Genomic DNA, 26,443 nt, shown 5'->3' with positions numbered 1-26,443 from the left:
CCAAGGCCGCAGCGGCCTTGAACAACCTTTCCTCCGATAAAGCCGCTTCCGGCGGCTACGCCTTCTTCGGCAGCCACTTCCGGTACTGCTGGCGCAGCCGGTGCAGCTCCTCGCCGGCGCGCAGCGCCTCGTCCTCCCGCCGCTTGCCGACGGCGACGACGAGCGCCTCGATCATCGCGACCGGCGCGACCATGGAGTGGAACTCCCACAGCTCGCCGCGCGCCGTGTACAGCATGACGTCCGCCTTCTCCGGCATGGCGCTCACGACGAGATCGGTCACGAGCAGCGTCTTGCAGCCCCGCTCCTTCGCGAAGTCGAACAGCACCGCCATCTCCGGCGATTCGGAGACGAAGCCGAAGACGACGAGGACGTCCGCCGGCTTCACGTGCAGCAGCCGGTCGAACAGCTCGTGGCCGCCGCGGTCGAGCCGCCGGACCTGCAGGCCGAACCGGGTCAGCCGGAAGTCCAGGAGCGCCGCCAGGCTCTCCGCCGAGCCCGGCCCGTAGAGATGGACGCAGCCCGCGCCGCCGAGCAGGGCGACCGCCTCGTCGAACGCCGCCTGGTCCAGCCGGTCCGCCGTCTGCCGTAAATAATCCGCCGTCGCCAGCACGTTCGCCCCGGCGCCATGGCCGCCGCCGGCCTTGTCGAAGGCCGACTGCAGCTTGCGGGACGGCGACAGCAGCACTTCGTCCTTCACGCGCTGCTTGAACTCCTTCATGTTCCTGCAGCCGATCTCCGCCCAGAACCGCGACACGGTCGAGATGCTGACCTGGCACGCCTGCGCCAGATCCTCCTCGACCATGAACGGGATGTCGTCCATATGCTTGCTGATATAGTCGGCGAGCCGCTGATGGCCCCGCGTCAATTTCTTGTCCGCGAACCACGCTTCCACGCTTGTATTCCCCTCCCGGTCCCCGTCCGCCTCGCGCCGGCCGGTCACACGACTTCCTTCTTGCTCTTGAGCAGCTTCTTCACCAGGTTCGCCGCCCGCACCTGCAGATCCAGCGAAGGCGAGATGACGCGCTTATACGCGCCCGCCCGGACGGCGGCCTTCAGTTCCGCCACGGTCTCGAACGTCCCGGCGAACTCGTTGTGCACGCAGCCGACCTGGAACGGCTGGTGCGCGTCGCTGCCCGCGACGACCGGCACGCCCAGCTCCTCGCCGAGCGTCAGCACTTTTGCGATGTTCTCCTGGATGCCGATCTCGTGGAGATCCTTGCCGTTCAGGTCGAACGCGTCGAACCGCCGCAGCAGGTCGCGGCCGATATGATGCAGCGGGTTGGAAGCGCGGAACGGATGGCCGCCGATCACCATCATGCCCCGCGGCTCGCACAACTCGAACAGCCGCCCGAGGCCGATGAAGCTCCCCTTCGCCGTATGCGGCTCCAGCGCTTCCCGGATTTCCAGCAGCTTGTCCTTCGGGCCGCTGACCAGGATATGGCCGCCCTCGGCGACGTCGACCTCCATGCCCGTGAAGATGCGGAAGCCCTCCACATTGTAATAGTGATTGTTGCACGGATACAGGCCGTCCAGCGCGCCGTACACGTCCGCGAACCGGTGCGTGTTGAAATGCTCCGTCAGCGTGATCGCGTCGAGCCCCTGCGCCCGTGCCTCTCGGACCATGTCGTCGAAGTGCTCGCGCTCGAAATTCGTTTTTTTGGACAGCTTAACGTGAATGTGAAAATCGATCTTCATGATGCGATCCCTCCATCGGATTCGGAATCGGCGCGACATGCGCGAGGCGCATGCCGGTCCGTTTGTCATAGAAATTCAGGCTGGACCTGCGCAGGTCCGCGTAAAGCAGGTCGCCTGGCTCATACTCCGCGTCGCCCATGACGCGCGCCGTCAGGGACGCTTCGCCCGCGCGCAGCTGCACGAGCGTCTCCGCGCCGGACGGGAACGCCGCCTCCACCCGCGCGGCCACGCGGCCCTCGCCGGGTACGCCGTGCAGCCGGACGTCCTCCGGCTTGATCGTGACGATCGCCTCCCGGTGCGCCTCGAGGCCGCTCGCCGCGAGCGGGATCGGCCCGACCGGCGTCTCCAGCCAAGCTTGGCCGCCTTGGCACGCGATGACGCCGTCCAGCCGGTTCAGGCGCAGACCGGCGCTGCCGAGGAAGTCCGCCACCTCCAGCGTGCGCGGGTGCCGGTACAGCTCCCGCGGCTTATCCGTCTGCACGATGCGCCCGCCGAAGAACACGGCGACCCGCGTCGACAGCGACAGCGCCTCCTGCTGGTCATGCGTGACGTAGATGATCGTGGTGTTCAGTTCCTGATGCAGCCGCTTCAGTTCGGCGCGCATCTCCACGCGCAGCTTCGCGTCGAGGTTCGAGAGCGGCTCGTCGAGCAGCAGGATGTCCGGCCGCGTCACGATGGCGCGGGCGATCGCCACGCGCTGCTGCTGGCCGCCGGACAGCTCGCCCGGGTAGCGGCCCGCGAGCTCCCCGATGCGCATGGCCTCCAGCGCGGCCGACACGCTCCGCTTGATCTCCGCCTTGCCGAGCCGGCGCACCTGCAGGCCGAATGCGACGTTCTCGAACACGGTCATATGCGGCCACAGCGCATAGCTCTGGAACACCAGGCCGAGCCCCCGCTTCGACGGCTCCAGATGGAAGGCCGTCGCGCCGTTCGCGACCTCCCGGCCGCCGATCGCGATCGTGCCGGCATCCGCCCGCTGCAAGCCGGCGATCGTGCGCAGCAGCGTCGTTTTGCCGCAGCCGGACGGGCCGAGGAAGGTGATGAAATCGCCCGGCTCGATCGTCAGGTCGATGCCGTTCAGCACTTGCTTGCGCTGCAGGCGCACGCGGATATCTTTCAATTCGATGGCCGCCATTCACGAACCTCCTATTCCTTGCGTCAAATCCGCCTTGCCGAACTTCACCGCGACGGCGTAGACCGCGATGACGATCGCGATGATGATCATCAGGATGACGTTGGTCAGCTGCTCGTAGCCCTTCTCGGCATAGTAGAAGGTGAGCGTCGTCAGCGTCTCGGTCCGCGGCGTCACGAGCATGATGATCAGCTCCATCTCCTTCATCGCGCCGATGAACACGAGCAGGAACGTCGACACGAGGCTCTTGCGGGTCAGCGGCAGCAGAATGCGCCGGAAGCGCATGAACCACGACGCCCCGCCGATCTGCGCGGCCTCCTCGAGCTCCGTCCCGATCTGCATCATCGCGGCGCCGCCCGCCTTGACGGTGAACGGCAGCTCCTTCACGACGGTGATGAGCACGAGCAGCGAGATCGTTCCGTACAGCGCGGGAATGAACAGCGTCGGCTTGGCGAACATCGAGATGTAGATCGCCGCGAGCGAGATGCCCGGGATGAGATACGGCAGGAACGACGCCTGATCGACGGCCCGCCCCAGCCAGGTGTGCCGGCCGCGCGCCGCGACGTAGCCGAGGACGAGCCCCAAGACCGCCGCGATGACCGATGCGGCGCCCGCGATCGCGAGCGAATTGCGGAGCGCCAGCATGAAGATCGGGTTCCGCATCACGCCCTTCTCCCCGGTGTTGATGTTCGGGTCGGAGCCGCCCCACCAGTAGTGCGTCGTGAAGTTGCCCAGGCCGTAGTGGCCCTCCTTCAGCATGAAGGATTGCGCGAACAGGACGAGCAGCGGCACGACGGCGGCCGCCGCCATGACCAGGCCTGCCGCCGCGGCCGGCTTCCGCCAGGCGCCGAGCAGCGTCAGCGTGCGCGCGGCGCCTTTCCCCGTCACCGTGACGTAGCTGCGCCGCCGCCCGACGGCCCGCTGATTGAGGTAGATCGCCAGGATCGAGATGAGCATCAGCGTCAGGCTGAGCACGTTCGCCTCGGTCGTCAGCCGCGAGCGCATGCTGGAATAGAGCATGGTCGAGATCATGTAGAAGTCGACGGGCGTGCCGAGCAGCGCCGGCACCCCGTACGCGCCGATCGCCTTCGTGAAGATCAGGATGAACCCCGACAGGATCGACGGCAGCACGAGCGGCAGAACGATCCGCCGCAGCACGGTCAGCCGCTTCGCCCCGGCCACGCTCGCCGCATCCTCGAGCTGGCCGTTCATCCCGTTCAGCGCCGCGCCGACGATCAGGAAGAAGAAGACGCTGTCGTGGAGCGACAGCGAGATGACGATCGGCACGAAGCCGTACGACAGCCAGTCCGGCGGCGAGACGTGCAGCAGCGACGCCAGGATGCCGGGCGTCCCGCCGATCTTCCCGTTCTTGAAGAACGTCAGCCACGCCTGCGACAGAATCCACGCCGGCAGCAGGTACGGGATGACCGCGAGGAACGAGATCGTCCGCTTGAGCGGCATGTCCGTCCGCGTCACGAGCCAGGCGAGCCCGCAGCCGAGCGCCAGCGAGAGCGCGGAGACGGCCGCGCCGACGGCGAGCGAGTTCAAGATCGGTTTGTAGAAGAGCGATACGCTCATGTCGCTGGCCAGCACGCGGGTCCAATGGTACAGCGTGAAATGCCCCGGGTTCGCCTCCGCCGTCAGCCGGACGTCCTGCTGCCGCCAGACGAACGTCGTATAGGCGATGCGAAGGACGGGCCAGACGACCGTATAGGCCAAAAAGAGAAGGGCGGCCATCCCGATCGCGTGAACGGGATGCCGCAGCCAATCGAGCGCCCGGTTGAGCGGGCGCCTCCGGTATCCGGCCGGCGCCGGTTTGTTCGCCAATGCTCTCTCCACCTCTGCCGGTTACTTATGCTTAGCCTGCTGCTTGTTGCGTCGTCCGGTTTTACTTCTGCTTAATCCAGAAATCGCGCACCTTCGGCGCGGATGTGTACAGCGCTTCGCCGTCGAACATCCACAGGTTCAGCTGCTCGTACGGGATGTCGTTCTTCGTCTGCACGTCGGAGCGCGGCACCCACGAGCCGACCTTGTTGAACGGGTCGAGCCCCGCGCCCTTGCCGTCCGTCTCGCCCATCATCCAGCGAAGGAACAGCTTCCCGGCCGCTTCGTGCGGCGCCTTGTTCGCCAGGAAGAAGTAGCCGGCATCCGGAACGGCCGTCTTCGGCTTGATAGCGTAGATCGGCTGAATCGTCCAGCCGTTCTCCTCGTTTTTCGAGACGTCCCCCGACACCGCGAGGCCGACCGCGTCGCTGTCCGCCTTGCCGATGGCGTCGAGGACGTCGTCGCTGCCCTTCAGGACGATCAGGCCGTTATCGAACAGCTCCTGAATGTATTCGTAGCCGGCGTTTTCCGTGCCGTGCAGCTCGATGTCCTTGCCGAACTTCTCCTTGTACGCGGCCGCCATGTCGTCGCTGTTGTTGACCATCGTCGTGAACAGGTCCATGAACGCCGGCGAGCTGAGCGGATCGGCCGTGTAGACCTTGCCTTTGAATTCCGGCGTCGTCAGGTCCCACCAGTTCGTCACCGGCGCTTGCGCATAATGCGAGGCATTATAGAAGATCGTCCGGAACTCTACGTAGTCGGCATAGCCTTCCGCCTGCGTGCGGTACGGCTCGTCGACCTTCGGCGCGATGTCCGCCGGCAAATACTTGATGTAGCGTCCCGGCTTCACCATCTCCTCCTCGACCGCCCCGCTCACTTCCTTCGTGATGATGACGTCGGGATTGAACTGGCCGGCATCCTGCTCCTTCATGACCTTGTCCATCATCTCGTCCGACTTGACCTTGCTCACCTCGACCTTGATGCCCGGGTACTGCTTCATGAACGTCTCCGCGGCGTCGTTGGCGCGCCCGGACGTGGAATAGACGATGACCTTGCCCTCTTCCTTCGCTTTCGCGTACAGCGCGTCCGGCGAGTCCTCCGCCGCTCCGGCATTGCCGGCAGCCGCGCTGCCGTTTGCGGCCGCGGCGTTGCCGCCGGCCGAGCCGGATGCTTGTCCGTTCGCGTTCGCGGCCGTATCGGCGGCGTTCGCGGCATTATTCGCGGCATTGCCGCCGCCGTTCTGGCCGCAGGCCGTCAGCAGCAAGACGGCGGATGCGAAGACGAGCGCAGCTTGCGCGGGCTTGCGGGGATGTAACCGATTGAACCGTTCCATGATATCCTCCTAAGCGATGGGCCTTGCGCGGCCGCATCTCGGTTGGTTTGCTTCTCTTCCTAAACTATAGGCCCGAATTGTCAGCGACATATTACCGTCACGTTGATTTTTGGTAAAAAACTATTTATTTATCAAAAATAATAATTTTTATTTATTTTGAAGTCCGCTTCCGTTCGCGCGAAAAAGGGACATCCCGAAGGATGTCCCGTCATACACTTGTAGCGGCCGCGCCTCGCACCCGGCCGCCGGCCCGCAAGAACCTCACCTTCCAAGGAGGATAAGGCATGCTGCTCGTCGATCTGATTTTTCTCGCGCTGGAGCTGTGCGCCCTCGCGGCGTTCTGCTACTGGGGCTTCCATCTGAAGGGCGCCGAGACGTGGGTCCGGGCGCTCGCGGGCATCGGCTCCCCGGTGCTCGTCGCCGTCTTCTGGGGCCACTTCGCCGCGCCCAAAGCGTGCGTCCCCGCCCGGCCGCTCGTCCGCTTCGCGCTGCAGCTGCTCGTCTTCGCCGCGGCAGCCGCCATACTGCACGGGTCGGGGCAGCGGAAGCTCGCCACGCTATTCCTGCTCGTCGCGGTCCTCGAGGTCGTGCTCGCGCACAAGCTCCATAAACGGCGTCCGCCTAGCGTTTGACCGCCTTGACCATCTGCCGAATCGAACCGAGATGGTAGGCGGAGTGAGCGATCACTCCCAACAGCCCGCTCACCGTATCCTCATCTAGGGCGTCGCCGGTGTCCAGCGATTCGAGCTTGCTCAGCAGTGCTATGTATTCTTGGCGAAGCTCCTCTTTGATTTGGGTCCATCGGATGCTATCGACGTCCGCGATTTTCCACGACGCCATCCAGTCCTTCTCGGGTTCTTCCCCATTGAGGTAAGCCAGCGCAACCCATAAGTAATAGCGGGTATGATCCGCCTGCGCCGCGATGGTTGTCCCATTGACGGGTATCGAAGCCTCTTCCGCGGACAACGGCTCCAGCGAGCCGAATAGACCGCTGCCGGGCTTCGCTTCGGTGTACCAGCTTGCGTGCGCTTTAGGTCCGTCAAATGTTTCCTCCAGTAACAGCCGAAAATCCTCCAGCATCGAATTGCTCATCTCCATACCTCCAACATTTATTTTAACCATCAAAACCGCTGTAGACGGTTAAATCATAACCGCATTGGATTTAACTGTCAATATGCATTATGATGGTTAGAGTAAAGGAGCTATGATCATGTCGGAAACGAACCCTTATATGATGGTCGGAGAACGGTTGTGCATGGATTTCATCAATACGGTCAGCTGGCGGGAAAGTACCGATAAAAGACGGGACTGGTTTACGAATTACGCCGAATTGGCCGACTGGTGCGTCCATGCCGGCGTCTTAACCGGACGCCAAGCCGAAACGCTGCTTGCTGGGGCCGAGGAGACGCCGGCCGAAGCGGAGGCGGTTCTGAAGCAAGCGATCGACATGCGGGAAACCATGTATCGCATCTTCAAATCCGTTGCGCAGGAAACCTCGCCGCACACGACAGACCTGAAGCGATTCAACGAATCGGTGAGCCGCTTCTACCGAACGCTGCAGGTCATCCATGAAAATGAAACGGGCCGCTTCGCGTTGAAGTTCGGGCATGCCGAGCACAATCTAAACGCCATGCTTGCGCCGATCCTGCAATCCGCCGTAGAGCTGCTCGTATCCAGCAGCGATCTGACGCGGGTCAAACAATGCGAGGGCGATCCTTGCGGATGGTTATTTCTCGATACGAGCCGGAACCGGAGCCGCCGCTGGTGCTCGATGGCCGATTGCGGCAATCGCGCCAAAGCGCGGCGATTTCACCAAAAGGGAAAGTGACCCCGTTCGCCGCTTGGAAATCTCCCCCTCCCCTATGTATCTCCTCGTACGCAATCAGCCTTGCTTAGGCTGCCTTCCGCCTATAACCAAAAAAAGACACCTCAACCGGGTTGAGATGTCTTCCCTTGATAGCGCGCGGCGCCGGATGCGGAATTACGCCGAACCTCCCGAACGCGCCCGGGCGCTTAATGCGCATGGCCGTGAGCGGTCTCCGCGGCGCGGGCATGATGATGGTCGTGCGCCGGCTGCGAGCCGTCGCATAGCATCGTCTCGGTGTGGGGATGCCCGTCGTCCTCCATCTGCACCGTGCAGTGGCCGATGCCGAGATGCAGCAGCCGGTGCTCGATCTCCCGGAGCATCGCCTGGCTGCCGCCGATCGTGACCGCGCCGTCCAGCGTGACGTGGCAGCTGAGCGCGTTTTTGCCGCTCGTGATGCTCCACACGTGCAGGTCGTGCACGCCGCGAACGCCGTCCACGCCTTGAATCGCCTCCGCCACTTTCTTCAAGTCGACGTCCTTGGGCGTCGCCTCCATGAGGATGCGGATCGTGTCGCGGACGAGGCCGATCGCGCCGTAGGCGATCAGGAAGGCGATCAGGACGCTCAGGATCGGATCAACGACGTACCAGCCCGTGAAATGAATCACGAGCCCGCCCACGATGACCCCCGCCGAAGCCGCCGCGTCGCCGAGCATGTGAAGCACCGCGCTCTTGACGTTGACGTTGTCCTCCTTGCTGAGGCCGAGCCCGAGGTACAGGTTCATGACGAGCCCGACGCCGGCGCCGATGAACATCCACGCGCTCCCGACCTCCTGCGGGGACTGGAACCGCTGGATTGCCTCCCACAGGATGACGAATGCGATCAGGATGAGCGAGACCGCGTTGATGAACGCCGCGAGAATGCCCGAGCGGTGATAGCCGAACGTGTAGCCCTCGGACGGCGCCTTGAGCGACTGCTTCATCGCGTACCAGGACAAGCCGATCGCCGCGATGTCGGTCAGGACGTGGCCGGCGTCCGACAGCAGCGCTAGGCTGTGCGAGATCAAGCCCCCGATAACCTCCACCGCGAGGATGATGAAGCTGAGGAAGAACGCCTGTTTCATTTTGCCGATCGGCGCATGCGAGTGAAAGACGTCGCCGTGGCCATGGCTGTGCCCGTGGCTGTGTCCATGGCCGTGCCCGTGGGCATGGGAATGACTGTGGCTCATCTGCGGATTCTCCTTTACGCTTGATGCGACGCGTGGGCGAGGCCCGTCTCGAACAGCGTCAGTACGCACTCGTCGTCAATGCCGAAATATTTAATATATGAGCAACTATTCATATATAGAGTGTAGCATAGGGAGGCTCGGCATTCAAGCATTTGCCATTTCCCGGGCCGTTATACCATGCGTGATCGCATGGCGCGAATCTACGGCGCGAGGTGCGATTCCGTACCGAATGGCGAGCGCATGCGCGCCGCGATACCGCGAGGGCGGTGCCCTTGGAAGCCGGGCCGGCTATGGCACGCGGCCTGGCGCGCAAGCCGCAAAAAAGGGATGGGCCGGCAAATGCCGACCCATCCCTTTCTTCACGTTTATCATTCACACTGTTAACGGTTCATGCCCTCAGCTTACGGCGCGATCGTAAGGCCCGCCGTGTAAATCTCGCACGGGCCGAGGTCCGCCGCGAACGTCCCGTTCGCGTCCGAGACCGCGAGCCGCTCGCCGGCGCGCTCGAGCACATCGCTCGCATACGCCGCGGCGACCGGGCCGACATGCGGCCGCACGCGCAGCGCCGCCGCTTCCGGCCGCATGTTGAACCAGCGCAGCATGAGGTCGCCTTCCTCGGCGATCTTCACCGACGAGAACGCGACGCCTTCGCCGTCCCACGCCAGGAACGCGTGCTCCGGCGCGAGCGTGCCGTCGTGCACGCCCGTCTGCACGGCCGTCCACGGCGTCTGGAATTGGTACGCGGCCGCGAACGCGCCCGATGCCGCCCCGTCGCCGCGGTGCGGCAGGATCAGCAGCTCGGCCGTGTGCTCGCCGAGGCACTGCGCCTCCGGCGTCGGGAAGACGCCCCAGTCGCCGAGCTCGGCGACGGCGCGCAGCAGCGTGACCGCGATCGTGTTGCGCCCGTCGCGCAGCACCTCGTACTCGTTCAAGCCCTTGTTCGCGATCGTAAGCCCGTGCGCGCCGTCGCTGACGTCCGCGAACGCCTGCTGATGCTGCGCGTTGCTCGGGTTCTCCCACTCGGCGGCCGGCTTGTTGTCGCGGACCGCCACCTCGAAGATCGCGTCGGCCCGGTGCACGGACGCCGCGAGGTCGGTCGGGAACAGCGCGCGCACGCGGTGGTCCTTCGCCCGGTTGTCGAACGTCGTGCGGACGCCGACGCCCTGACCGGAACGCTCCAGGCTGACGACGGTGCGGATCGTGAACGGCACGAGCGTTTTCGACCGGCCGGCCTTGCGCTCCGGATAGTAGACGGCTTCCCGCTTCTCCTGCTCGAACAGCTCGTCCGCCGACGCCGGGATCGCCCACTCGTGCACGATCTCGAACGCCGCGCGGTACGGTGTGTCCTCGACGACGCGGATGCTCGCCGCGAGCCCTTTCGTCGTCAGCGCCGGCTCGCCGTCCGGCTGCTTGAACATGTATTCGTTGCCGATGTCGCCGGCATCCTCGTAGATAAGCAGATCGCGGTATACGCGTCCGGTCGCGAGGTCCGTCACCGCGAGCGTCCCGTCCTCCGCGATCTCGACGCGCAGGTTCGCGTTCGCGAGCGCGCGCGGGCCCGCCACGAGGGACGGCGCCGGCGCGGCACCGGCCGCGCCGTTCACCCAGGCGTACGACTTCAGCCCGAGCGCCGGCACGCCGGCCGCCTCGAACGTCAGCCGCACGCGGCGCGCCCAGTACGGCTGGCGGAACTTGTCGTCCGGCAGGTCGTAGTCGAACTGCAGGCCCAGGTCCTCCATCGTATAGGCCACGGCGGTGCCGTCCGCGTCCACGAGCGTTCGCTCGCCGATGCGGTATTCCTTCATCATGCGAATCATCTCGCTCGACGCGATGCCTTCGCGGTAGTAGACGCGCGCGACGTCGAGCTCGACCGTCACGGCGCCGCTCTTCGCCCAGCCCGTCGTGTTGAACACGACGAGCGGCAGCGCGTCCCGGCCGTGCCGCGCGAACATGCTCGTGTCGACGGCGCCGGCCAGCGCGTGCTTGCTGTCGTCGACGATCGTCTCGGCGACGTGGCGGCTCTTATCGAACCGCGTGACCATCTCGCGGTGCACTTCGTCGACGCTGCAGCCGCAGATGCTGTCGTGCGGGTGGTTCTGCATGAGCGTCTTCCATGCGTACTTCAGCAGGTGATGCGGGTATTGGGCTTTGCCGGCCGCGTGCGCGAACGCCGCGAGCGGCTCGGCGACTTTCTCGAGGATCGTCTGGCCGACTTGGTTCATCTGCTTCAGGTACACGCGCGCGGACGCCGTGTTGACGAGCGTCGACCAGCCGTCCGTCCGCTGGCTGCGCAGCTCGCCGCGCACGACCGACAGCTGCTTGTCCGCAAGCGACGCCTTCAGCGACGCCAGGTAATCCGGGAAGTTCGAGTGCACGAAGTCCGTGTCCGGGAACAGCTTGCCCGCGACGCGGATCGCTTCCGGCAGGTCCGTCTGGATCGGCTGGTGATCGCAGCCGTTCATGAACAGCAGCTGGCCCGTCGAGGCGTACTTGCCGGCGTCGGACAGCTTGCGGTCCCAATAGGCCTTCGCTTCCGCTTCGTCCGTCGGCACTTCGTTGCCGTTGCTGTACCAGTTGGCGAACAGGATGCCGAGGACGCGCGAGCCGTCCGGCCCTTCCCAGATCAGCTCCGAGAAGGACGACTCGTACGCCGCGTCCGACACCATGTTGTTGAAGCCCGTCGGCTTGACGCCGCGGCCGAACACCGCGTTGTCGATGCCCGCCTGCTTCATGAGCTGCGGCGCCTGGCCGATGTTGCCAAACGTGTCGGGGAAGTACCCGATCTTCGCGATCGTGCCGTAATGCGCGGCGTCCTGGTGGCCGATCTGCAGATTCCGCACGTTCGCCTCGCTGCTCGTCAGGAACGCGTCCTGCAGCACGTACCACGGACCGATGTGAATGCGTCCCTCGCGGATCCAGTGCTCCAGCCGTTCGCGGCGCTCGGGCCGCACCTGCAGGTAATCCTCGAGGATGATCGTCTGTCCGTCGAGGTAGAAGCTGCGGTACTCGCTGTCGCGCTCAAGCGTGTCCATCAGAGTGTCCATCAGCGAGATCAGGCGCACGTGGTGCTTCTCGTAAGGCAGATACCATTCGCGGTCCCAATGCGTGTGCGAGATGATATGAGCCGTTCTTCTATTGTCAGCGTTCGCCAAGGCGATCGTCTCCCTTCGATTCCAAATCCGCCGGCAGGGCCAGCACGTCCACTTCGTCCGGCCGGTACACCGCCGTCACGCGGCCGTCGCGGTCAGCGGCGAACAGCACCGCGCGCTCCCGCTCCAGCACGAACGAATAAGAGGCGCCCGTCGCGGCGGATTTCACTTCGACCTGCGCGTCGTGCGCGTATTCGGACACGAACACGAACAGCTCCCCGTCCTTGAACCGGAGGCTCCGGCCGTAGACGCCGGCGAGGTCGCCGCCCTTGATCCACTCCAGCTCCCGCCGGGCGCCGGACGCGGCCAGCGCATGCGCGTACAGCGCCGCGATCGGCTCGTCGCGCTCGTTCAGCTCGAGCGGCAGCGGGCTCCAGATCATCCGGCCCTTGCCGTACGCCGCTTCCAGCACGCGGTCCGCGCCCGCCGGGCCGTCGCCGCGGCCGCAGGCGGTCTCCTTGAACAGCTCGGCGATGCGCCGGCGGCCGTACGAGACCGGATAGGACTTCCCGCCGATCGCGAGACGCTCTTCGCGCACGACGTTGCCGAGCTTCCGCTCGCCGAACGCGTCCGTCAGCCGATCGGTCTCGCGCCAGTACGCATCGAGGCCGAGCGGCCCCGTGAACACCAGCGTTGCGCCCGTCGCGTCCACGATGCCGAGCAGCCGCGCGAACGCCTCGTCGTCGAAGTTATGCGCCGACGGCACGAAGATCAGCTTGGCCGGGTCCGCCTCCAGCGGCGCCAGATCGTACTCGGACACGCCGCGGAACGGCACCTTCAGCTCGTACGCCAGCACGCGCGTCAGGCGCGTCGTCGCGTCGAACGCCAGCTTGCGGTTCGAGAAGTCGTTGGAGTACGGGTACACGACGGCGACGTCCTCCAGCGCCCGCTCCCGGAACAGGTCGCGGATCTCGTCCATGAAGCTGCCGAACCGGTACGACACGTCCGCCTCCGGCTTCTCCGTCCCGTCCGCGCGCAGCGCGCCGATGTGGGATTCGTTCGCGTTGTCCATGTAGAAGTTCGTATTCCAGATCCACTGCACGGCCCCGGCGCCGCCTGCCGCGAACGCGTAGGCGTACTTGCGCTCCAGCATCGCGCGCAGCTCTTCCTCCGACCGCTTCGCGAAGCCGGCCGGCGTCTCGACGTACATGATGCCCGTCTCCTGCACCACGTTCGGCTTGTCCGCCGTCTTGGCGAAGATGCCGTCCCAGAGCAGGTTGTCGTTCAGCCACCAGGAATGGACGGTCGTGTAGTCCACCGCTTCCCCGTAAAAGAACGGCGACGGACGCTGCGCGCCGAGCGCCTCGTCCTGGCCGACCGTCACGAGCTGCGACGGATTGCCTTCCTTGATCGCGCAGACCAGCTGGTTCGCCCAGCGGTTGTGCATGTCCATCGAGAACAGCGCGTAGTCCAGCCAGCGCGTGCCCCGCTTGCCCTGATGCATGTCCTGCACGTCGAAGTTGATCTCCTCCGGCTCCGGAACCGCGGCTGCGGCGAAGTCCGGCAGCTCGCCCGGGGTCATGCCCCAGCGCTCGCGCAGCGCCTCGACCGTGCCGTGGCGCTCCGCCAGCCAGGCGGCGTACGCCTCCCGCTCGAAGCGGTCGCGGCTCGAGCGCGGCCCGGCGGAGAAAATGCGCGCCGGATCGAACATCGACGGCTCGTTGATCAAGTCCCAATCGACGTTCGTCGTCTCGCGGTGGCGGCTGACGATGGAGCGGATGAACCGCTTCTGCGCTTCCACGCTGCGCGGGTCGAGGTACGGATTGACCCCTTCCCACGTCTCCGGCGTGAAGGAGAAGAACGTGAACGTCACGTGCAGCCCGTGCTTCTTCGCGGTCAGGAAGAACGCGTCGATCGAGCGCAGCACTTCCTCCGACGCATGGCCGTCCACCTGCATGATGTTGCGGTACGCCGTCCAGACGCCCGTGCGGATCCAGTTGATGCCGGCCTTGCGCATCTGCGCCATGTCGCGGTCCCAGACCGCCGCGTTCGGCAGGAACAGGAATTTGCGCGCGACGTCGCTCGTCATATAGGTCATACCGACGACCGGCATCGGCCGGCCGTCCTTCTCGAAGTAATCGCGGCCGCGCTTCAGCGGCGCGCCTTCGCGCAGCAGCGCCTCGTCCGCGCCCCAGAAGCCTTGGCGCAGCAGGCGCGTCTCGCCGTCCGCCGACGCCGCGACGCAGTCCACCTCGTAGAAGCCCGGGCGAACGTCGCCGAGCAGCGGGATGCGCTTCAGCTCGAGCGCCGCGCCGACCTCCGCCTCGTGGCGGTACGCGAACGTAATCGCGCTGTCCCCGCGGCGGCGGACCTTAATATCGAACGTCCATCTCGTCTTCGCGCCGGACGCGCCCGAACCGGCGTCCGCGCCGGAGCGGCCCAGCTTCTGCGCCTGCAGCGTCAGCATCGGCCGCTCATGCGGCTCATACGACGCGTAGCCCGGCTTCAGCCACAGCTCCGTCACGCCCGCGGCGCAGAACGCCGCCCAGTCGAGCAGCGCGTCCGCGCCGCCGCGCGCGAAGAAGTCGTCGCCGAGCGGCTGGTTCACGAACAGCCAGCGGCCGCCGGCGAAATCGCCCTTCGTGTTCTCCCACAGCACCGCCGGCGCCGCCACCTCGCGGCCTTCGGCCGAGACGCCCTTCAGCAGCGCGTGGATATGCGCGTCCATCGGACCGGCCGAGCCCATCTGATGCGGCAGGTCGCTCGCCTTCGTCACATGCGGCACGAGGTTCCACGTGTCCGCGACGGGGAGCAGCGCTTCCCGGCCGCGGAACAGCGGAATATCCGCCGACGCGGCGTATTCCTTGACCGGCGCCGCGGCGACCGGCAGCATCTCGTGGATGCGCAGCTGCCGGTGATACGCCGTCTGCTCCGGACCGGCGAGCCATGAGCCGGCTTCCTTGCGCACCGGCACGCGGAACGGCGCGCCGCCCGCGCTGACCAGGCCGCCGCCGCGCTTCAGGAAGCCGACCAGCGCTTCCCAGGCCGCGACGGGAAAATAAGGCGCGTGCAGCGTGACGAACACGCCGCCTTCCGCGCCTTCGAGACGGGCCGCGAGCTCGTCCGCGCCGCAGACCTCGCCGGCCGCGCGCAGCCGCTCAAGCTCGGCCCCGCCTACGGCAGAGGCGCCTGGGAAGGCGCCATCATGGAAAATAATCGTCGAATTAGGCATCGAGCAGCCCTGCTTTCATCGATTTATAGACAAGCTGGGAGAACAAGCTGTTGGACCAGGCGAACCATTTGCGCGTGAATACGGCCGGATCGTCTGCGTGGAACCCTTCGTGCATGAAGCCCGTATCGGCGTCCGTCGCTTCGAGCGCCGCGATCATCGCGAGCTTCTCGTCGTCCGTCGACGCGGTCAAGCCCTGCATCGACAGCGCCATGTGCCAGATGTAGCCCGGCGGCGTGTGCGGGCTGCCGATGCCCTTCGCCGCCGTGCCTTCGTAGTAGAACGGATTTTCGAAGCTGAGCGCGAACCGGCGCGTGTTTTGGTACACCGGATCGTTCAAGTCTGTATAGCCGAGGTACGGAATCGAGACCAAGCCGGGCGTGCCGGCGTCGTCCGCCAGGCAGTAGTTGCCGAAGCCGTCGGTCTCGTACGCGTAGATCGGGCCGAACTCCGGATGGCGGTAGATGCCGTACAGCTGGATGCCGTGGTCGATCTCCCGCTCGAGCTTAGCCATCTCCCGCTCGAACGACAGGTCGCGGAACACGAACTCGGCGATCTCGCGCATCTGGCGGAGCGTCACGACGGCGAACATGTTGTCCGGAATGTTGTAGTGGAAGTCGCACGCGTCGTCGCTCGGCCGGAAGCCGGACCAGACCATGCCCGTATAGTTGACCGGCATGCCGAGGCCCTCGTTCTGCAGGGAATCCGTCATGATGCCGTTATCCCGCTCGAAGCGGTACGGCGAGCGCTCGAAATGGCGCTGCTCCCGCTTCCACAGGTCGACCGCGGCGCGCATCGCGACTTTGAAGTCGGCGTCGAAGATGTCCGCGCGGCCCGTTTCCTTCCAATACGCGAACGCGAGGCGCATGGAGAAGCAGATGGAGTCGAGCTCGAACTTGCGCTCCCAGACCCATGGCGACATGTCCGTCTTGTCGTCGGTGTTCCAGTGCCAGTCATTCGCCATTTCGTTGAACGCGTTGGCGTACGGGTCGATGACGATGTAGCGCATATGCAGCTTGATCAAGCCGGCGATGATGCGCCGCAAGTCCGCGTCGTCCTTGGCCAGCGGCACGTAGTGGATGACCTGCTCGACGGAATCGCGCAGCCACATGGCCGGGATGTCGCCGGTGATGACGAAGGTCGTGCCGTCGTCCTGCAGCTTCGTCGTCGTCTCGAGCGTGTTCGGGAAGCAGTTCTTGAACAGCTGCAGCAGCTTCGGCCGGTGCGCCAGCCGCGTCTCCGCTTCCGCCAGCACGTCCCGCACCGCCTGAGGCAGCGGAAGATGCGGCATGTCGATTTTGGGCAGTCTGAATTGTTCCATGGTCGGTTTTCCCCTTTTTGTCAGTACTCGGGTCGTGGCTCGGCCGGCGCTAGGCGCGGCGCAGCCCGCGATCGCGCGGATGTGCGGCTCCGGCGGCAAACGGCGAGCCTTGCGCGTTCCCGCGCAAGGCTCCCGCCTGCCAGTCCTTCATGCCGTCAACCATTGGCTTCGCGAATCGTTCCGGTTCGCGGTCTGTGGACCTTCGGTAATCTGTATATCCTTATAATCATTTATCCCTATTAATCATTCGGCGCGGAACGCCTTATTCCTTCACTGCGCCGACCGTCAAGCCTTGGACGAAATAACGCTGGAAGAACGGATACGCGAGGACGATCGGGCCGGTTGCGAGGACGACCATCGCCATCCGCGACGTATCCTGCGGCATCGACTGCAGCACGCCCACGCCGAGCGATGTGTTGTTCGAGTTGGCCAGAATGAACTGCATGCTGTTCTCGATCCGCATCAGCATCGACTGCAGCGGCACGAGGTCCGGATTCTCGATGTACAGCTGGGCGTTGAACCAGTCGTTCCAATAGCCGAGCACGCTGAACAGCGCGATCGTCGCGAGGCCCGGCAGCGCGAGCGGAATGATCAGCCGGAAGAAAATGCCGAACTCGCCGGCGCCGTCGATCTTGCCCGACTCGATGATCGCGTCCGGGATCATCGTTGCGAAGAACGTCCGCATGATCATGATGTAGAACGCGTTGACGGCCATGGGCAGAATTAGCGCCCAGAGCGTATCCCCCAGGTGGAGAAACTGCGTCGTCACGATGTAGGACGGCACGAGGCCGCCGTTGAACAGCATCGTGAAGAACGCCATGAACGAGAAGAACTTGCGGTATTTGAAGCTTTTGCGCGAGATCGCGTACGCGAAGAACGAGATCATCGCGAGGCTGATCGCCGTGCCGACGACCGTAATGAGGATCGTGACGCCGTACGAGCGCAGCAATTGGTCGCCCGCCTTGAACAGGTAATTGTAGGCCTCGACGCTCCATTTCTTAGGAAACAGCGAATACCCGTCGCGCGCCAGCGTCTTCTCGTCCGTGAACGAGACGATCATGACGAGCAGGAACGGAAACACGCAAGCCAGCGAGAACAGGCCGGCGAGGAGATTGAACACGACGTTCCACGCGGGCGTAAGCCGGTGGAAGTCCTTGGATTTCGTAAGGGATGCCATGATGATGCTCCTTTCTGCCTAATTGCTTACGAAGCGGACGAATGCTGCATTCCCTGTCTCCGACAGTGAACGCAAACCAATCGTCTTAAAACAACGCGTTATCCTTGTTGAACCGGCGGACGATGTAGTTGGACGTGATGACGAGCACGAAGCCGACGAACGACTGGTACAGGCCGGCCGCGGTGCTCATGCCGATTTCGCCGGTCGTTTTCAGGCCGCGGTAGACGTACGTATCGATAACGTTCGTGACGCTGTAGAGCGTTCCCGAGTCGCGGGGTACTTGGTAGAACAAGCCGAAGTCCGCGTAGAAAATGCGGCCGATCGCGAGCAGCGTCAGGATCGTCATGAGCGGCGCCAGCATCGGCAGCGTGACATTGCGGATCTGCTGCCACTTGTTCGCGCCGTCGATCATGGCTGCTTCGTACAGGGACTTGTCAATGCCCAGGATGGCCGCCAGGTAGACGACGCTGTTGTAGCCGAGCGACTTCCACAGGAACACGAGGATGAGGATGAACGGCCAGTATTTCGGCTCGGAGTACCACTGCTGCGGATCCATGCCGAGTCCGAGCGCGATTTTGTTGATCACGCCGCGGTCGAAGCTGAGGAAGCTATATACGAAATAACTGACAATGACCCAGGACAGGAAGTACGGCATGAACATGCCGGTCTGGTACCATTTCGCCAGCTTTTTGTTTGCGATTTCGGAGAGAATGACCGCCATGGCGACCGCCAGGACAAGCCCGATGAAGATGAACACGATGTTGTAAAGCAGCGTATTGCGGGTAATGATGTACGCGTCGTCGGTGCTGAAGAGGAACTTGAAATTGTCGAAGCCGACCCAGCGGCTATGCATGAAGCTCGACAGGAACCCTCCGTGTATCCGGTATTCCTTGAACGAAATAATGGCGCCGAGCATCGGCAGATACGAGAATAAAAGAAACCAGATGGTCGCCGGAAGCACCATCAGGAGCAGGGCTTTATTGCGGTTCATGTCTCTGAAGAAGCGCCCTAAGGCTTTCATGGGGTTCATCCACCCTTTCTAGCGAAGTCGGTTCGCAGCGCCATGAAAGGCCTGCGGCTGTTCGTATCGTCCCCGGCGATTCGGGCGGGTCCGCTGTGCATGGCAGCGTCCGCGCCGGCCGTCGCCGCCTTAGAATCCAGGAACGCCGGGCACTGTCGCTCCCGTGCGTCCGCAATCCTAAAAAAAGGGCGAATGCCGAACATTCGCCCTTCGGTGCTATAAGCGGCTTACTTGGCTTGCGTCGCCTTCCAAGCGTCGAGCTGCGCCTGCGCTTCGGCCATGACTTTGCCGAGGCCCGCGTCGTTCAGCTTCTTGATCGCTTGCGGCAGGTATTTGTCCGGATCGACCGTACCCGTCATCAGCGGCGCCCAGAACGACTCTTTCGCGTTCTGCACGGCCGCGATTTCGCTCGAGACCTTCGTCGGATCGAAGTTGAAGCCGAGCAGAGCGGCCGGTTTGCCGGCGTCGTTGTATTTCTTGAACTGTTCCCATTTGTCCGCCGGGTCGCCCGGGTTCAGGTACGTAATCATGATGTTGCCCAGGGAGAACGTCGGCATGTCGTAGTTCTTGGACTCCGGCAGGTTCTCCATATAGTTGCCTTCGGTCTTCTTGTAGTGCGTGCCTTCGATGCCGGAGTCGACCATGTTGCGGAGGACCGGATCGGTGTTCAGCAGGTTCAGGAATTGCATCGCTTTCTCTTTATGCTTCGAGTTCGCGGAGATCGCCTGCATGGAGCCCATGACGGACGAGTTGTAGATCAGCGCGTCGCTCATCGGCGTCGAGACGATCGGGTAGCCGTAGCTCGTCGACCATACGTTGTCCGCGAACGGCTGCGTCGTCGCCTTGTCGGCGAACCATTTGCCCGTCGCTTGCACGTCCGAAGACGATTCCAGCGTCGCGGCTTCCGTCGGGATGTAGCCCGCTTGGTAGTATTTGTGCATCGTTTCGAGCGCTTGCTTCATTTCAGGCGTTTCGAAGACGTTGACGATCTTGTAGCCCGAGTCGCCCAGCTTCACGGCCAGCGGGAACTTCTCGATCAGGTAGTCGTACGGGATGTACGGCGTGAAGTTCTTGTCCACTTGCAGCGGCGTCACGTCCGGGTTGTTTTGCTTGACCGTCTTGAGCAGCGGCTCGAGGCTTTCCAGGGAACGCACGTCCGTGATGCTCAGCTTGTTCTCGTCGAGGATGTTCTTGTTGAAGCGCCATACTTCGGCCGTCGGCAATTCCTTGTTCGCCGGTACGCCGTAGTTCTTGCCGTCAACCTTGGAGCCCGTCAGGAACGCCGGGTCCAGCGTGTCCACGATGCCTTGGCCGTACTGCTTCAGCAGATCGTCGATCGGAGCGAACGCGCCTTTGCGCGCGTTTTGCACGTAGTCGAACGCCCATGCGGCCGTGAACATGATGTCCATGTCCGCGCCGGAAGCCGTCAGGACCTGCATCTTCTGGTTGTAGTCGCCCCAGTCGATCATCGTCATTTTTACAGTTGCGCCGATCTTGTCCTTCGTGTACGCGCTAACCGCTTCCATGACTTTGTCGACGTCCTTCTGCGGCGTGCCGATGGTGTACCAGTTCAGTTCAACCGGCGCGGCGCCTGCATTGCCGGATCCGGACGTATTGTTCGCCGGCGCGTTGCCAGAGCCCGCGTTGCCGTTGTTGCCGCCGCTTCCGCAAGCGCTTAACAGCAGCATCGCCGCCATGGCGGACGTGAGGCCGACGGCCGCTGTTTTCTTTTTCAATGCCATTTGGTGTTGCCTCCCTTTTGTCTGTGAGTCGAAGCCTAGTCGCGACTTGGTGCTTCTTCATCTTAGAAGATGAAACCATTTTCAAAAATAATAGAAAACAAAGAATAAGTGTACAAAGTAAAGAAAGGAACCGCATGCGGCGCCGGCGGCGTCACAGCAGCTCCTTATAGTCCCCCGGCACCATGCCGACATGCTTCTTGAACTGTTTGTAAAAATAGCCCGTTTCCCAATAGCCGACCTGACGCGCGATCTCATTCACTTTGAGGCGGCTGTCGGCCAGCAGCTCCTTCGCGCGCTCGATGCGGTATTTGTTCAGGTAATCCGTGAACGTCTCGCCCGTTTGTTTGTGAAAGAGCTGCCCCAAATAATTCGGGTGAATGTGGAACTGCCCGCCCAGCGACTTCAGCGTCAGCGCCTCCGCGTAATGCTCGTGGATGTAGCGCAACGCCTGCTTGATGACGGGGCTCATGTCCTCGCCGGCAAACGAATCCGCCGCGAAGAACGCCGCCGCCCGGACGGCGCCCTCGACATCCTCGAGCGCGATTGCGCCCGCCGCCCGGTCGAGCACGTCCCGGAACAGCTCCGCGGCGTCCGCGCGGCCGAGCTTGTCCACTTCCATCTTCATGAGAATGATCAGCTCGACCGCCGCGGCCCTCGCCCTTGCGGGACTTAAGCCCCCCGCTGTCCGGATCGCCGCGAAGTCCCGCGCGATGCGGGCCTGCAGCTCGTCCTTGTCCTTGGCGAGGATCGGCTTGGCATACGCGTCCCAATCGAACAATTCCGCCGGCACGGCCGACGTCTCCCGCGAGATGGCGGCGTAATCGAGCAGCCGCCTGTCCGGCAGCACGAGGAAGAACTGCTGCGCCCTGCGTGCCTGCGCGAAGCTGGCCGCGGCGTCCGCGGCCGGCGCCAACCCGCCGAGGGCGATGCGCGGCGCGAGCCCGCGGCGTTCCCAGCGATCCGCCAGCCGCGCCAGCGACTTCGCTACCTTAGCATGATCCGCCTCTCCGCCGTTTATGCAGCAGCAGGCGACGGTGAAGTCTTCGTCTTCGTTCAGAAACGGCACGAATGACAGCCCGTCCGCTTCGCCTTCCGCCGTCAGCGCCGCCGCATCCGCTGCGAGGATGGGGAACGCCGGAACGGCTCCGGGCCGGTAGGCGCCCTCCGGGGTGGCACCCGGCGGAGCGGCGCCCGCTGGTGTGGCGCCCGCCCCGCCGCCGGCGTCCAGGCTGCCCTCAGCGCCGCCGGCCGGGCCGCCCTGTTCCGTGCCGGCGCCCGCCGGCGGCCCGAAGCGGACGATGGCGAAGGCCGCAAACGGCTTCGTCAGGTCGATGCCGAGCAACGCCGCGCGTTCGGCCAGCTCCGGGAACGCGATCCGCCCATTCGCCCAGCGCGTCAGGACGTTGTCGCGCAGGATGCCGATCTCATCCTCGCCGAAGACCGGCATCGGCTTGTCGGCGTCCAGCTTGCGCACCGTGTCGGCCAGCGTCGCCTCCAGCTCCTCGAAGCGGATCGGCTTCAGCAGGTAGTTCTCGATGCCTAGTCGCATGCCTTCCTTCAAGTAATCGAACTCGTTGTAGCCGCTCAGGATGATGACCTTCAGCTGGGGCCGGATGAGGCGCGCCCGGCGAATCAGCTCGAGTCCCGTCAAGATCGGCATGGATATGTCGGTGATGAGCAGGTCGACGCATACCTCGATGATCCGCCTCAGCGCTTCGTCGCCGTCTTCGGCCGTGCCGACGACCTCGAGGCCGAAGGCCGACCAGTCCACCGCGTCGCTGAGCCCTTCCGTGATGAACGGCTCGTCGTCGACAAGCAATACTTTATACATCGCCAGCTTCCTTTCCGTACTCCGCCGCGGGCCAGCTCACCGTCACCGATGTGCCCCTCCCCGGCGCGCTTTCGAGATACAGACCGTACCCAGGGCCGTACACGAGGCCGATCCGTTCGTGCACGCTGCGCAGCCCGAAGGATTGGGACTCCTCGTTCTCCGGCGCCTTCAGCCGGCGCATGACGGCGGCCAGCCGCTCCGGCTCGATGCCCTTGCCGTTGTCGCGCACGCGCACGACGATCAAGCCGTCCTCCCGCGCGGCCTCGATCGTCAGCCGGTTGTCCCTGCGCCGGGAGTCGAGGCCGTGCAGGATATAGTTTTCCACGATCGGCTGCAGCAGCAGCTTGGACACGGGCGCCGGCACGAGCTCCCGGCCGCAGCTGATCGCGTACGTGAATTTATCCTTGTACCGGATCCGGAACAGCTCCAGATACAGCCGGCACATCTCCAGCTCCTCGCCGAGCGTGCTCTCCGCCTTGGCGTCGACGGAGCTGCGGAACAGCGCGGCCAGGCTGTAGATCATCTCGCCGACGTCCGCCGCCCCCTGGGACACCGCCCGCATGCGGATGACCTCGAGCGTGTTGTACAGGAAATGCGGGTTGATCCGCGCCTGCAGCGCCGCCAGCTCCGTCTGCTTGAGCCGCAGCTCCGCCTTGTACTCCCGGTCGATATGCCGTCCGAGCTCGTCGAGCATATCGTTGAAGCTCCGGGAGATCTGCCCGAGCTCGTCCTCGCGGGCGTCCTGCAGGCGGGCCGACAGGTCGCCGCCCTCGACCTTGCGCATGAAGTGGACGATCCGGTTCGTCCGGCGCGCGATGCTGAAGATGACCGCGGACGGGACGATGACCGCGACGATGATGCAGGCGGTGCTGATCAGGATGATCGTCCGCTTCAGCCCCGCGTAGGCCTCGGCCATCACGCGCTTCGGCGTGATGCCGACGACGGTGAAGCCGGCCTTGCTCTGCGTTAGCGTATTGATATAAGCGGGCTCGTCCAGCATGACGGTGTCCTTGAGGGAGCCGATCTGCCGCATGTACGGGAACGGCTTGCCGTAATACCCGTTCGCCGAATCGGACAGCACCTGCCCGTCCGGCGTTACCACGACGATCTCGCCCTTGAGCGGCGTCCGGCTCTGGTCGAGCGACCGGCTCACCATGCCGGCGTCGAAATAGACGAGCAGCTGGCCGATGTTCTTAAGCGAGTTGCGGTCGTTGATCTGGCTGCGCATCGAATACAGCTGCGGGTTCCACTGGCCGATCAGCTTGCGGATCCATAGGTTCGGCGTCGCCGCGACCGGCCCTTCCGCCGCCATGATCTCCGGGATGTAGGACCGGATTGGATTGGTCGTATACAGCCGGCGCGGCCCGTTGCGGTTGAACGCGTACAGCTGCTGCATGTCGGCGCTGTACAGCAGCACGTTCTGTATGTCGGCATCCGCCTCCATCCGGTCGGACAGGAAGCCGAGGATGTCGACCGCGCTTTCGTTGCCGCCGGGGTAGTTCTGGTCCAGCAGGTACTGCGCGTAGTCGCCGTACGAATGCTGCAGGAAATACGAAGCGTTGCTTGCAAGCGCGCTGTTCCGGTAGATATCCTGCACCGTGTTCCGCACCCAGTCGTACTTCTGCTCCATGTAACGGTTGACCCGCTCCATCGCCTGCTTCTGGCTGCTCAGCTCCCCGTTCACGACGGACGCCGACATGAGGGTGAAGAGGAAATAGGAGAGCGTGATGATCGTCAGGTTCACGATGACGGCGAAGACGAGGATGACTTTCACGAACAGGTTGTTGCGGATGTAGTTGTCGTAGATCTTCCGAAGTCTCACGCGCAGCTGCCCTTCTCTCGCGAATGGTTGGGATTTGCGGCCATTATACCATTAAGTCCGAAGGCTCGCCTATTCGGCGGGCACGCGCGCCGGCTGCCGCCGCGGCCTGTCGGCGTTTGCCGATCCTTCACGCCGCGTTTACGCGTTTCTACCCCTTTTGTGGTAGAATAGGGGTTCGATTGGTAGACGCGGTTGTCGAATTTGCTAGACCCGCAAGCTTAAGTCCTCAGTCAGTCAGAAGGTAAGGAGTGATGAATTCGCATGGAAACGAACATCGAGACGACGGCGCCGCGCACGGCGGAACGGACCGCGCGCCGCTCGAAGCCGTCCGTTCCGCTGTTCCTGGCGGTATGGGTGCTGCTCATCGGCTGCGGCGCAGCCGGCACCGTCTGGTACGCCGGCCAGCTGAAGGCCAAGCTGACCCGGGAGATCGGCGAGCAGACCTCGCGGCAGATCACCGCCATGCAGCACGACTACGATGCGCAGCTGAAGCAGATGCAAACCCAATTCTCCGGCGAGCTGAGCAAGGTGCAGGGCAAGGTCGACGCCTTGAACGAGCTGCTGGAATTCACGAAGGATAACGCAAACTCCAAGACCGACAACAGCAACAAGCTGTTCACGCAGCTGAGCGAGGTCGAGAAGAAGCTGGCCGAGCTCCAGAAAAGCTTGGACGTGCTCAAATGAGGGTGCCGGAATGAGGTTAACGGTTAAACACATTAATCGCTTCTGCCTGTTGACCTGCGCCCCGTTCATCGGGCTCGTCGTCTGGCTGCTCGCGGCGGACCTGTCCATCACGCTGCCGGACGACGCCTTCCCGCAGCCGGCCGCGGCCCCCGCGGCGGCGAACGCCGACAAGCTGGCCGCCGGCCTCGACCAGGCGAAGCAGACGGCGCTCGCGACCGCCAAGTCGCTGAAGAAATCGATCGCGCTGTACGCGGCCACGAACGAAAGCATGGGCGCCATCGTCACGCTCGCCGATTCGCAGGCCGACCGGCCGTACAAAATCTACGACCGCCGCATCACGCGGAAGATCGGCGCGCCCGCGAAGCAGATCGACTCGGACAACATCCGCGCGCAGCTGTTCGTCGTACGGGCGCAGCATTTCACCGGCTACGCGCTCAAGGTCAAGCTGAAGTCGCCGGACGCGATGAAGATGGTGCTCGGGCAGGACAAGAACGGCGGCGCCGAGACGACGCTCGCCGCCGCGAGGCGGTACGGCGCCATCGCCGGGGTGAATGCCGGCGGCTTCGCGGATGACGGCGGCAAGCGGTATCCGCTCAGCACCACGGTCATGAACGGCAGCTACCTGAACGGCTTCGATCCGTCGTACAAGGACCTGTTCTTCGTCGGCATGAACAACAAGATGGAGCTGATCGGCGGCAAGTACGCGAGCGAGGACCAGCTGGACCGCGAGAAGCCGCGGTTCGGCGCCTCCTTCGTGCCGGTGCTGCTGCAGAACGGACGCGCGCAGCCGATTCCCGCGAAGTGGCAGTCGAACCCGCTGCGCGCGCCGCGGACGATCATCGCCAACTACAAGGACAACCAACTGCTCTTGCTCGTCATCGACGGACGCAACGAGAACGGCAGCTCGGGCGCGACGCTCGCCGAAGCGCAGATTCTGCTGCAGCGCTTCGGGGCCGTCGACGGCTACAACCTCGACGGCGGCGGCTCGTCGACGCTCGTGTTCGACGGCCGTGTCGTGAACCATCCGTCGGACGGCCGGCCGCGGCCGGTGCCGACGCACTTCCTGTTCTTCGAGTAACCCGGGAAGCGCCGGGGAGCGGCGTTCGCCTTAACGAGAGACCAGGAGACCGGGACGCCTGTCATTATCGCTTCATTCTGCATCTAGGCCTCATATGCGCTTCACGGGGACCGGCCGCTTGCCGCGCAAGCGCCGGTCTTTTTTTGCGCGGCCGCGGCCGCCGGCACGCCGGATACCGGATAGGCGAGACTTTTTAAGAGAAGGCGAGATGTTTTTGCGAGACATGGGCTAGTATGCCCGTTTTTCCAGCCCGGCGCCGCTTCGCCCGCGAGTCCGGCGCGAACGCCGCGAAAAAAAGCCCGGTCCGCATTGGGGACCGGGCTTGCGCGACCGGGCTATCTGGGACGGGGCTTACGAGACCGGGCTCTCAGGGACCGGACTTTCGGGAACCAGGCTCTTAGGGACCGGGCATTGCTCCTGACTTGCCGCGGC

General features: G+C 64.1%; 19 protein-coding genes. 4 read left to right on the top strand and 15 right to left on the bottom strand.

The annotated features are described in order from the left end of the window. Window positions 1-55: 55 nt before the first annotated feature. The 5 genes from ACFPB1_RS10810 to ACFPB1_RS10790 all read right to left on the bottom strand — a co-directional run bounded on the left by ACFPB1_RS10810 (window position 56) and on the right by ACFPB1_RS10790 (window position 5,984). On the bottom strand, window positions 56-940 hold the full coding sequence (locus tag ACFPB1_RS10810; RefSeq protein ID WP_379224949.1) for a MurR/RpiR family transcriptional regulator: 885 nt from the start codon (window positions 938-940) through the stop codon (window positions 56-58). Next, window positions 937-1,695, bottom strand: coding sequence for a PHP domain-containing protein (locus ACFPB1_RS10805; RefSeq protein WP_379224947.1), 759 nt, complete (start codon window positions 1,693-1,695; stop codon window positions 937-939). The genes ACFPB1_RS10810 and ACFPB1_RS10805 overlap by 4 nt, the downstream gene beginning before the upstream one ends. Continuing rightward, window positions 1,667-2,830, bottom strand: coding sequence for an ABC transporter ATP-binding protein (locus tag ACFPB1_RS10800; RefSeq protein ID WP_379224945.1), 1,164 nt, complete (start codon window positions 2,828-2,830; stop codon window positions 1,667-1,669). Before ACFPB1_RS10800 ends, ACFPB1_RS10805 begins: the two co-directional genes overlap by 29 nt. Further along, entirely contained in the window at window positions 2,831-4,654 is a 1,824-nt protein-coding gene (locus tag ACFPB1_RS10795) for an ABC transporter permease (protein WP_379224943.1), read from the bottom strand. It abuts the gene before it with no gap. 61 nt (window positions 4,655-4,715) lie between these two features. Then, window positions 4,716-5,984: an ABC transporter substrate-binding protein gene (locus ACFPB1_RS10790; RefSeq protein WP_379224941.1), complete on the bottom strand. Its 1,269-nt coding sequence runs from the start codon at window positions 5,982-5,984 to the stop codon at window positions 4,716-4,718. A 284-nt stretch (window positions 5,985-6,268) separates the two neighbouring features. On the opposite strand from ACFPB1_RS10790, the gene ACFPB1_RS10785 reads away from it, so the two are divergent. Continuing rightward, window positions 6,269-6,616, top strand: coding sequence for a YrdB family protein (locus ACFPB1_RS10785; RefSeq protein ID WP_379224939.1), 348 nt, complete (start codon window positions 6,269-6,271; stop codon window positions 6,614-6,616). Here the strand turns inward: ACFPB1_RS10785 and ACFPB1_RS10780 are convergent. Further along, window positions 6,606-7,076 (bottom strand): hypothetical protein, encoded by a 471-nt coding sequence (locus ACFPB1_RS10780; protein ID WP_379224937.1) that lies wholly within the window; start codon window positions 7,074-7,076, stop codon window positions 6,606-6,608. The two genes, ACFPB1_RS10785 and ACFPB1_RS10780, sit on opposite strands and share 11 nt — an antisense overlap. A 118-nt stretch (window positions 7,077-7,194) precedes the next feature. Here ACFPB1_RS10780 and ACFPB1_RS10775 point away from each other — a divergent pair, with 118 nt between their 5' ends. Next, complete coding sequence (locus ACFPB1_RS10775; protein WP_379224935.1) at window positions 7,195-7,812, top strand: CGNR zinc finger domain-containing protein; 618 nt, start codon at window positions 7,195-7,197, stop codon at window positions 7,810-7,812. 185 nt (window positions 7,813-7,997) lie between these two features. Here ACFPB1_RS10775 and ACFPB1_RS10770 read toward each other — a convergent pair whose 3' ends face one another. The 9 genes from ACFPB1_RS10770 to ACFPB1_RS10730 form a co-directional block, all read right to left on the bottom strand. Next, a complete protein-coding gene (locus tag ACFPB1_RS10770; protein ID WP_379224933.1) occupies window positions 7,998-9,017 on the bottom strand; it encodes a cation diffusion facilitator family transporter in 1,020 nt (339 codons plus the stop codon). 401 nt (window positions 9,018-9,418) lie between these two features. Continuing rightward, window positions 9,419-12,169, bottom strand: a complete 2,751-nt coding sequence (locus ACFPB1_RS10765) for an alpha-mannosidase (protein WP_379224931.1) — start codon at window positions 12,167-12,169, stop codon at window positions 9,419-9,421. Continuing rightward, entirely contained in the window at window positions 12,156-15,338 is a 3,183-nt protein-coding gene (locus ACFPB1_RS10760; RefSeq protein WP_379224929.1) for a beta-galactosidase, read from the bottom strand. The genes ACFPB1_RS10765 and ACFPB1_RS10760 overlap by 14 nt, the downstream gene beginning before the upstream one ends. Continuing rightward, on the bottom strand, window positions 15,331-16,656 hold the full coding sequence (locus tag ACFPB1_RS10755) for a glycoside hydrolase family 125 protein (RefSeq protein ID WP_379224927.1): 1,326 nt from the start codon (window positions 16,654-16,656) through the stop codon (window positions 15,331-15,333). Before ACFPB1_RS10755 ends, ACFPB1_RS10760 begins: the two co-directional genes overlap by 8 nt. 262 nt (window positions 16,657-16,918) lie before the next feature. After that, window positions 16,919-17,833, bottom strand: a complete 915-nt coding sequence (locus ACFPB1_RS10750; RefSeq protein WP_379224925.1) for a carbohydrate ABC transporter permease — start codon at window positions 17,831-17,833, stop codon at window positions 16,919-16,921. An 85-nt stretch (window positions 17,834-17,918) separates the two neighbouring features. Next, on the bottom strand, window positions 17,919-18,854 hold the full coding sequence (locus tag ACFPB1_RS10745; RefSeq protein ID WP_379224923.1) for an ABC transporter permease: 936 nt from the start codon (window positions 18,852-18,854) through the stop codon (window positions 17,919-17,921). Window positions 18,855-19,081: 227 nt separating this feature from the next. Then, the gene (locus ACFPB1_RS10740; RefSeq protein ID WP_379224921.1) at window positions 19,082-20,596 is read right to left on the bottom strand and encodes an ABC transporter substrate-binding protein; all 1,515 of its coding nucleotides are present in this window, start codon (window positions 20,594-20,596) and stop codon (window positions 19,082-19,084) included. A 151-nt stretch (window positions 20,597-20,747) separates the two neighbouring features. After that, window positions 20,748-22,427: a response regulator transcription factor gene (locus ACFPB1_RS10735; protein WP_379224919.1), complete on the bottom strand. Its 1,680-nt coding sequence runs from the start codon at window positions 22,425-22,427 to the stop codon at window positions 20,748-20,750. Then, on the bottom strand, window positions 22,420-24,249 hold the full coding sequence (locus ACFPB1_RS10730) for a sensor histidine kinase (protein WP_379224917.1): 1,830 nt from the start codon (window positions 24,247-24,249) through the stop codon (window positions 22,420-22,422). The genes ACFPB1_RS10735 and ACFPB1_RS10730 overlap by 8 nt, the downstream gene beginning before the upstream one ends. A 261-nt stretch (window positions 24,250-24,510) precedes the next feature. Here ACFPB1_RS10730 and ACFPB1_RS10725 point away from each other — a divergent pair, with 261 nt between their 5' ends. Then, complete coding sequence (locus ACFPB1_RS10725; RefSeq protein ID WP_379224915.1) at window positions 24,511-24,933, top strand: hypothetical protein; 423 nt, start codon at window positions 24,511-24,513, stop codon at window positions 24,931-24,933. Window positions 24,934-24,943: 10 nt separating this feature from the next. Beyond that, window positions 24,944-26,011: a phosphodiester glycosidase family protein gene (locus ACFPB1_RS10720; protein ID WP_379224913.1), complete on the top strand. Its 1,068-nt coding sequence runs from the start codon at window positions 24,944-24,946 to the stop codon at window positions 26,009-26,011. The last annotated feature ends 432 nt before the right edge of the window (window positions 26,012-26,443 follow it).

The sequence above is a fragment of the Paenibacillus sp. GCM10023250 genome (assembly GCF_042653205.1).
In the GTDB taxonomy this organism is placed as follows: Bacteria; Bacillota; Bacilli; order Paenibacillales; family Paenibacillaceae; genus Paenibacillus_Z.
The sequence above is the reverse complement of the archived record's forward strand: the minus strand, read 5'-3'. Positions and strand labels throughout refer to the sequence as shown.

Bases quoted from the DNA above. Each gene is read 5' to 3' on its own strand.
- ACFPB1_RS10805 (WP_379224947.1), bottom strand. From the start codon at position 1,695: ATGAAGATCGATTTTCACATTCACGTTAAGCTGTCCAAAAAAACGAAT.
- ACFPB1_RS10800 (WP_379224945.1), bottom strand. From the start codon at position 2,830: ATGGCGGCCATCGAATTGAAAGATATCCGCGTGCGCCTGCAGCGCAAG.
- ACFPB1_RS10790 (WP_379224941.1), bottom strand. From the start codon at position 5,984: ATGGAACGGTTCAATCGGTTACATCCCCGCAAGCCCGCGCAAGCTGCG.
- ACFPB1_RS10785 (WP_379224939.1), top strand. From the start codon at position 6,269: ATGCTGCTCGTCGATCTGATTTTTCTCGCGCTGGAGCTGTGCGCCCTC.
- ACFPB1_RS10780 (WP_379224937.1), bottom strand. From the start codon at position 7,076: ATGAGCAATTCGATGCTGGAGGATTTTCGGCTGTTACTGGAGGAAACA.
- ACFPB1_RS10775 (WP_379224935.1), top strand. From the start codon at position 7,195: ATGTCGGAAACGAACCCTTATATGATGGTCGGAGAACGGTTGTGCATG.
- ACFPB1_RS10770 (WP_379224933.1), bottom strand. From the start codon at position 9,017: ATGAGCCACAGTCATTCCCATGCCCACGGGCACGGCCATGGACACAGC.
- ACFPB1_RS10760 (WP_379224929.1), bottom strand. From the start codon at position 15,338: ATGCCTAATTCGACGATTATTTTCCATGATGGCGCCTTCCCAGGCGCC.
- ACFPB1_RS10755 (WP_379224927.1), bottom strand. From the start codon at position 16,656: ATGGAACAATTCAGACTGCCCAAAATCGACATGCCGCATCTTCCGCTG.
- ACFPB1_RS10750 (WP_379224925.1), bottom strand. From the start codon at position 17,833: ATGGCATCCCTTACGAAATCCAAGGACTTCCACCGGCTTACGCCCGCG.
- ACFPB1_RS10745 (WP_379224923.1), bottom strand. From the start codon at position 18,854: ATGAAAGCCTTAGGGCGCTTCTTCAGAGACATGAACCGCAATAAAGCC.
- ACFPB1_RS10740 (WP_379224921.1), bottom strand. From the start codon at position 20,596: ATGGCATTGAAAAAGAAAACAGCGGCCGTCGGCCTCACGTCCGCCATG.
- ACFPB1_RS10735 (WP_379224919.1), bottom strand. From the start codon at position 22,427: ATGTATAAAGTATTGCTTGTCGACGACGAGCCGTTCATCACGGAAGGG.
- ACFPB1_RS10725 (WP_379224915.1), top strand. From the start codon at position 24,511: ATGGAAACGAACATCGAGACGACGGCGCCGCGCACGGCGGAACGGACC.
- ACFPB1_RS10720 (WP_379224913.1), top strand. From the start codon at position 24,944: ATGAGGTTAACGGTTAAACACATTAATCGCTTCTGCCTGTTGACCTGC.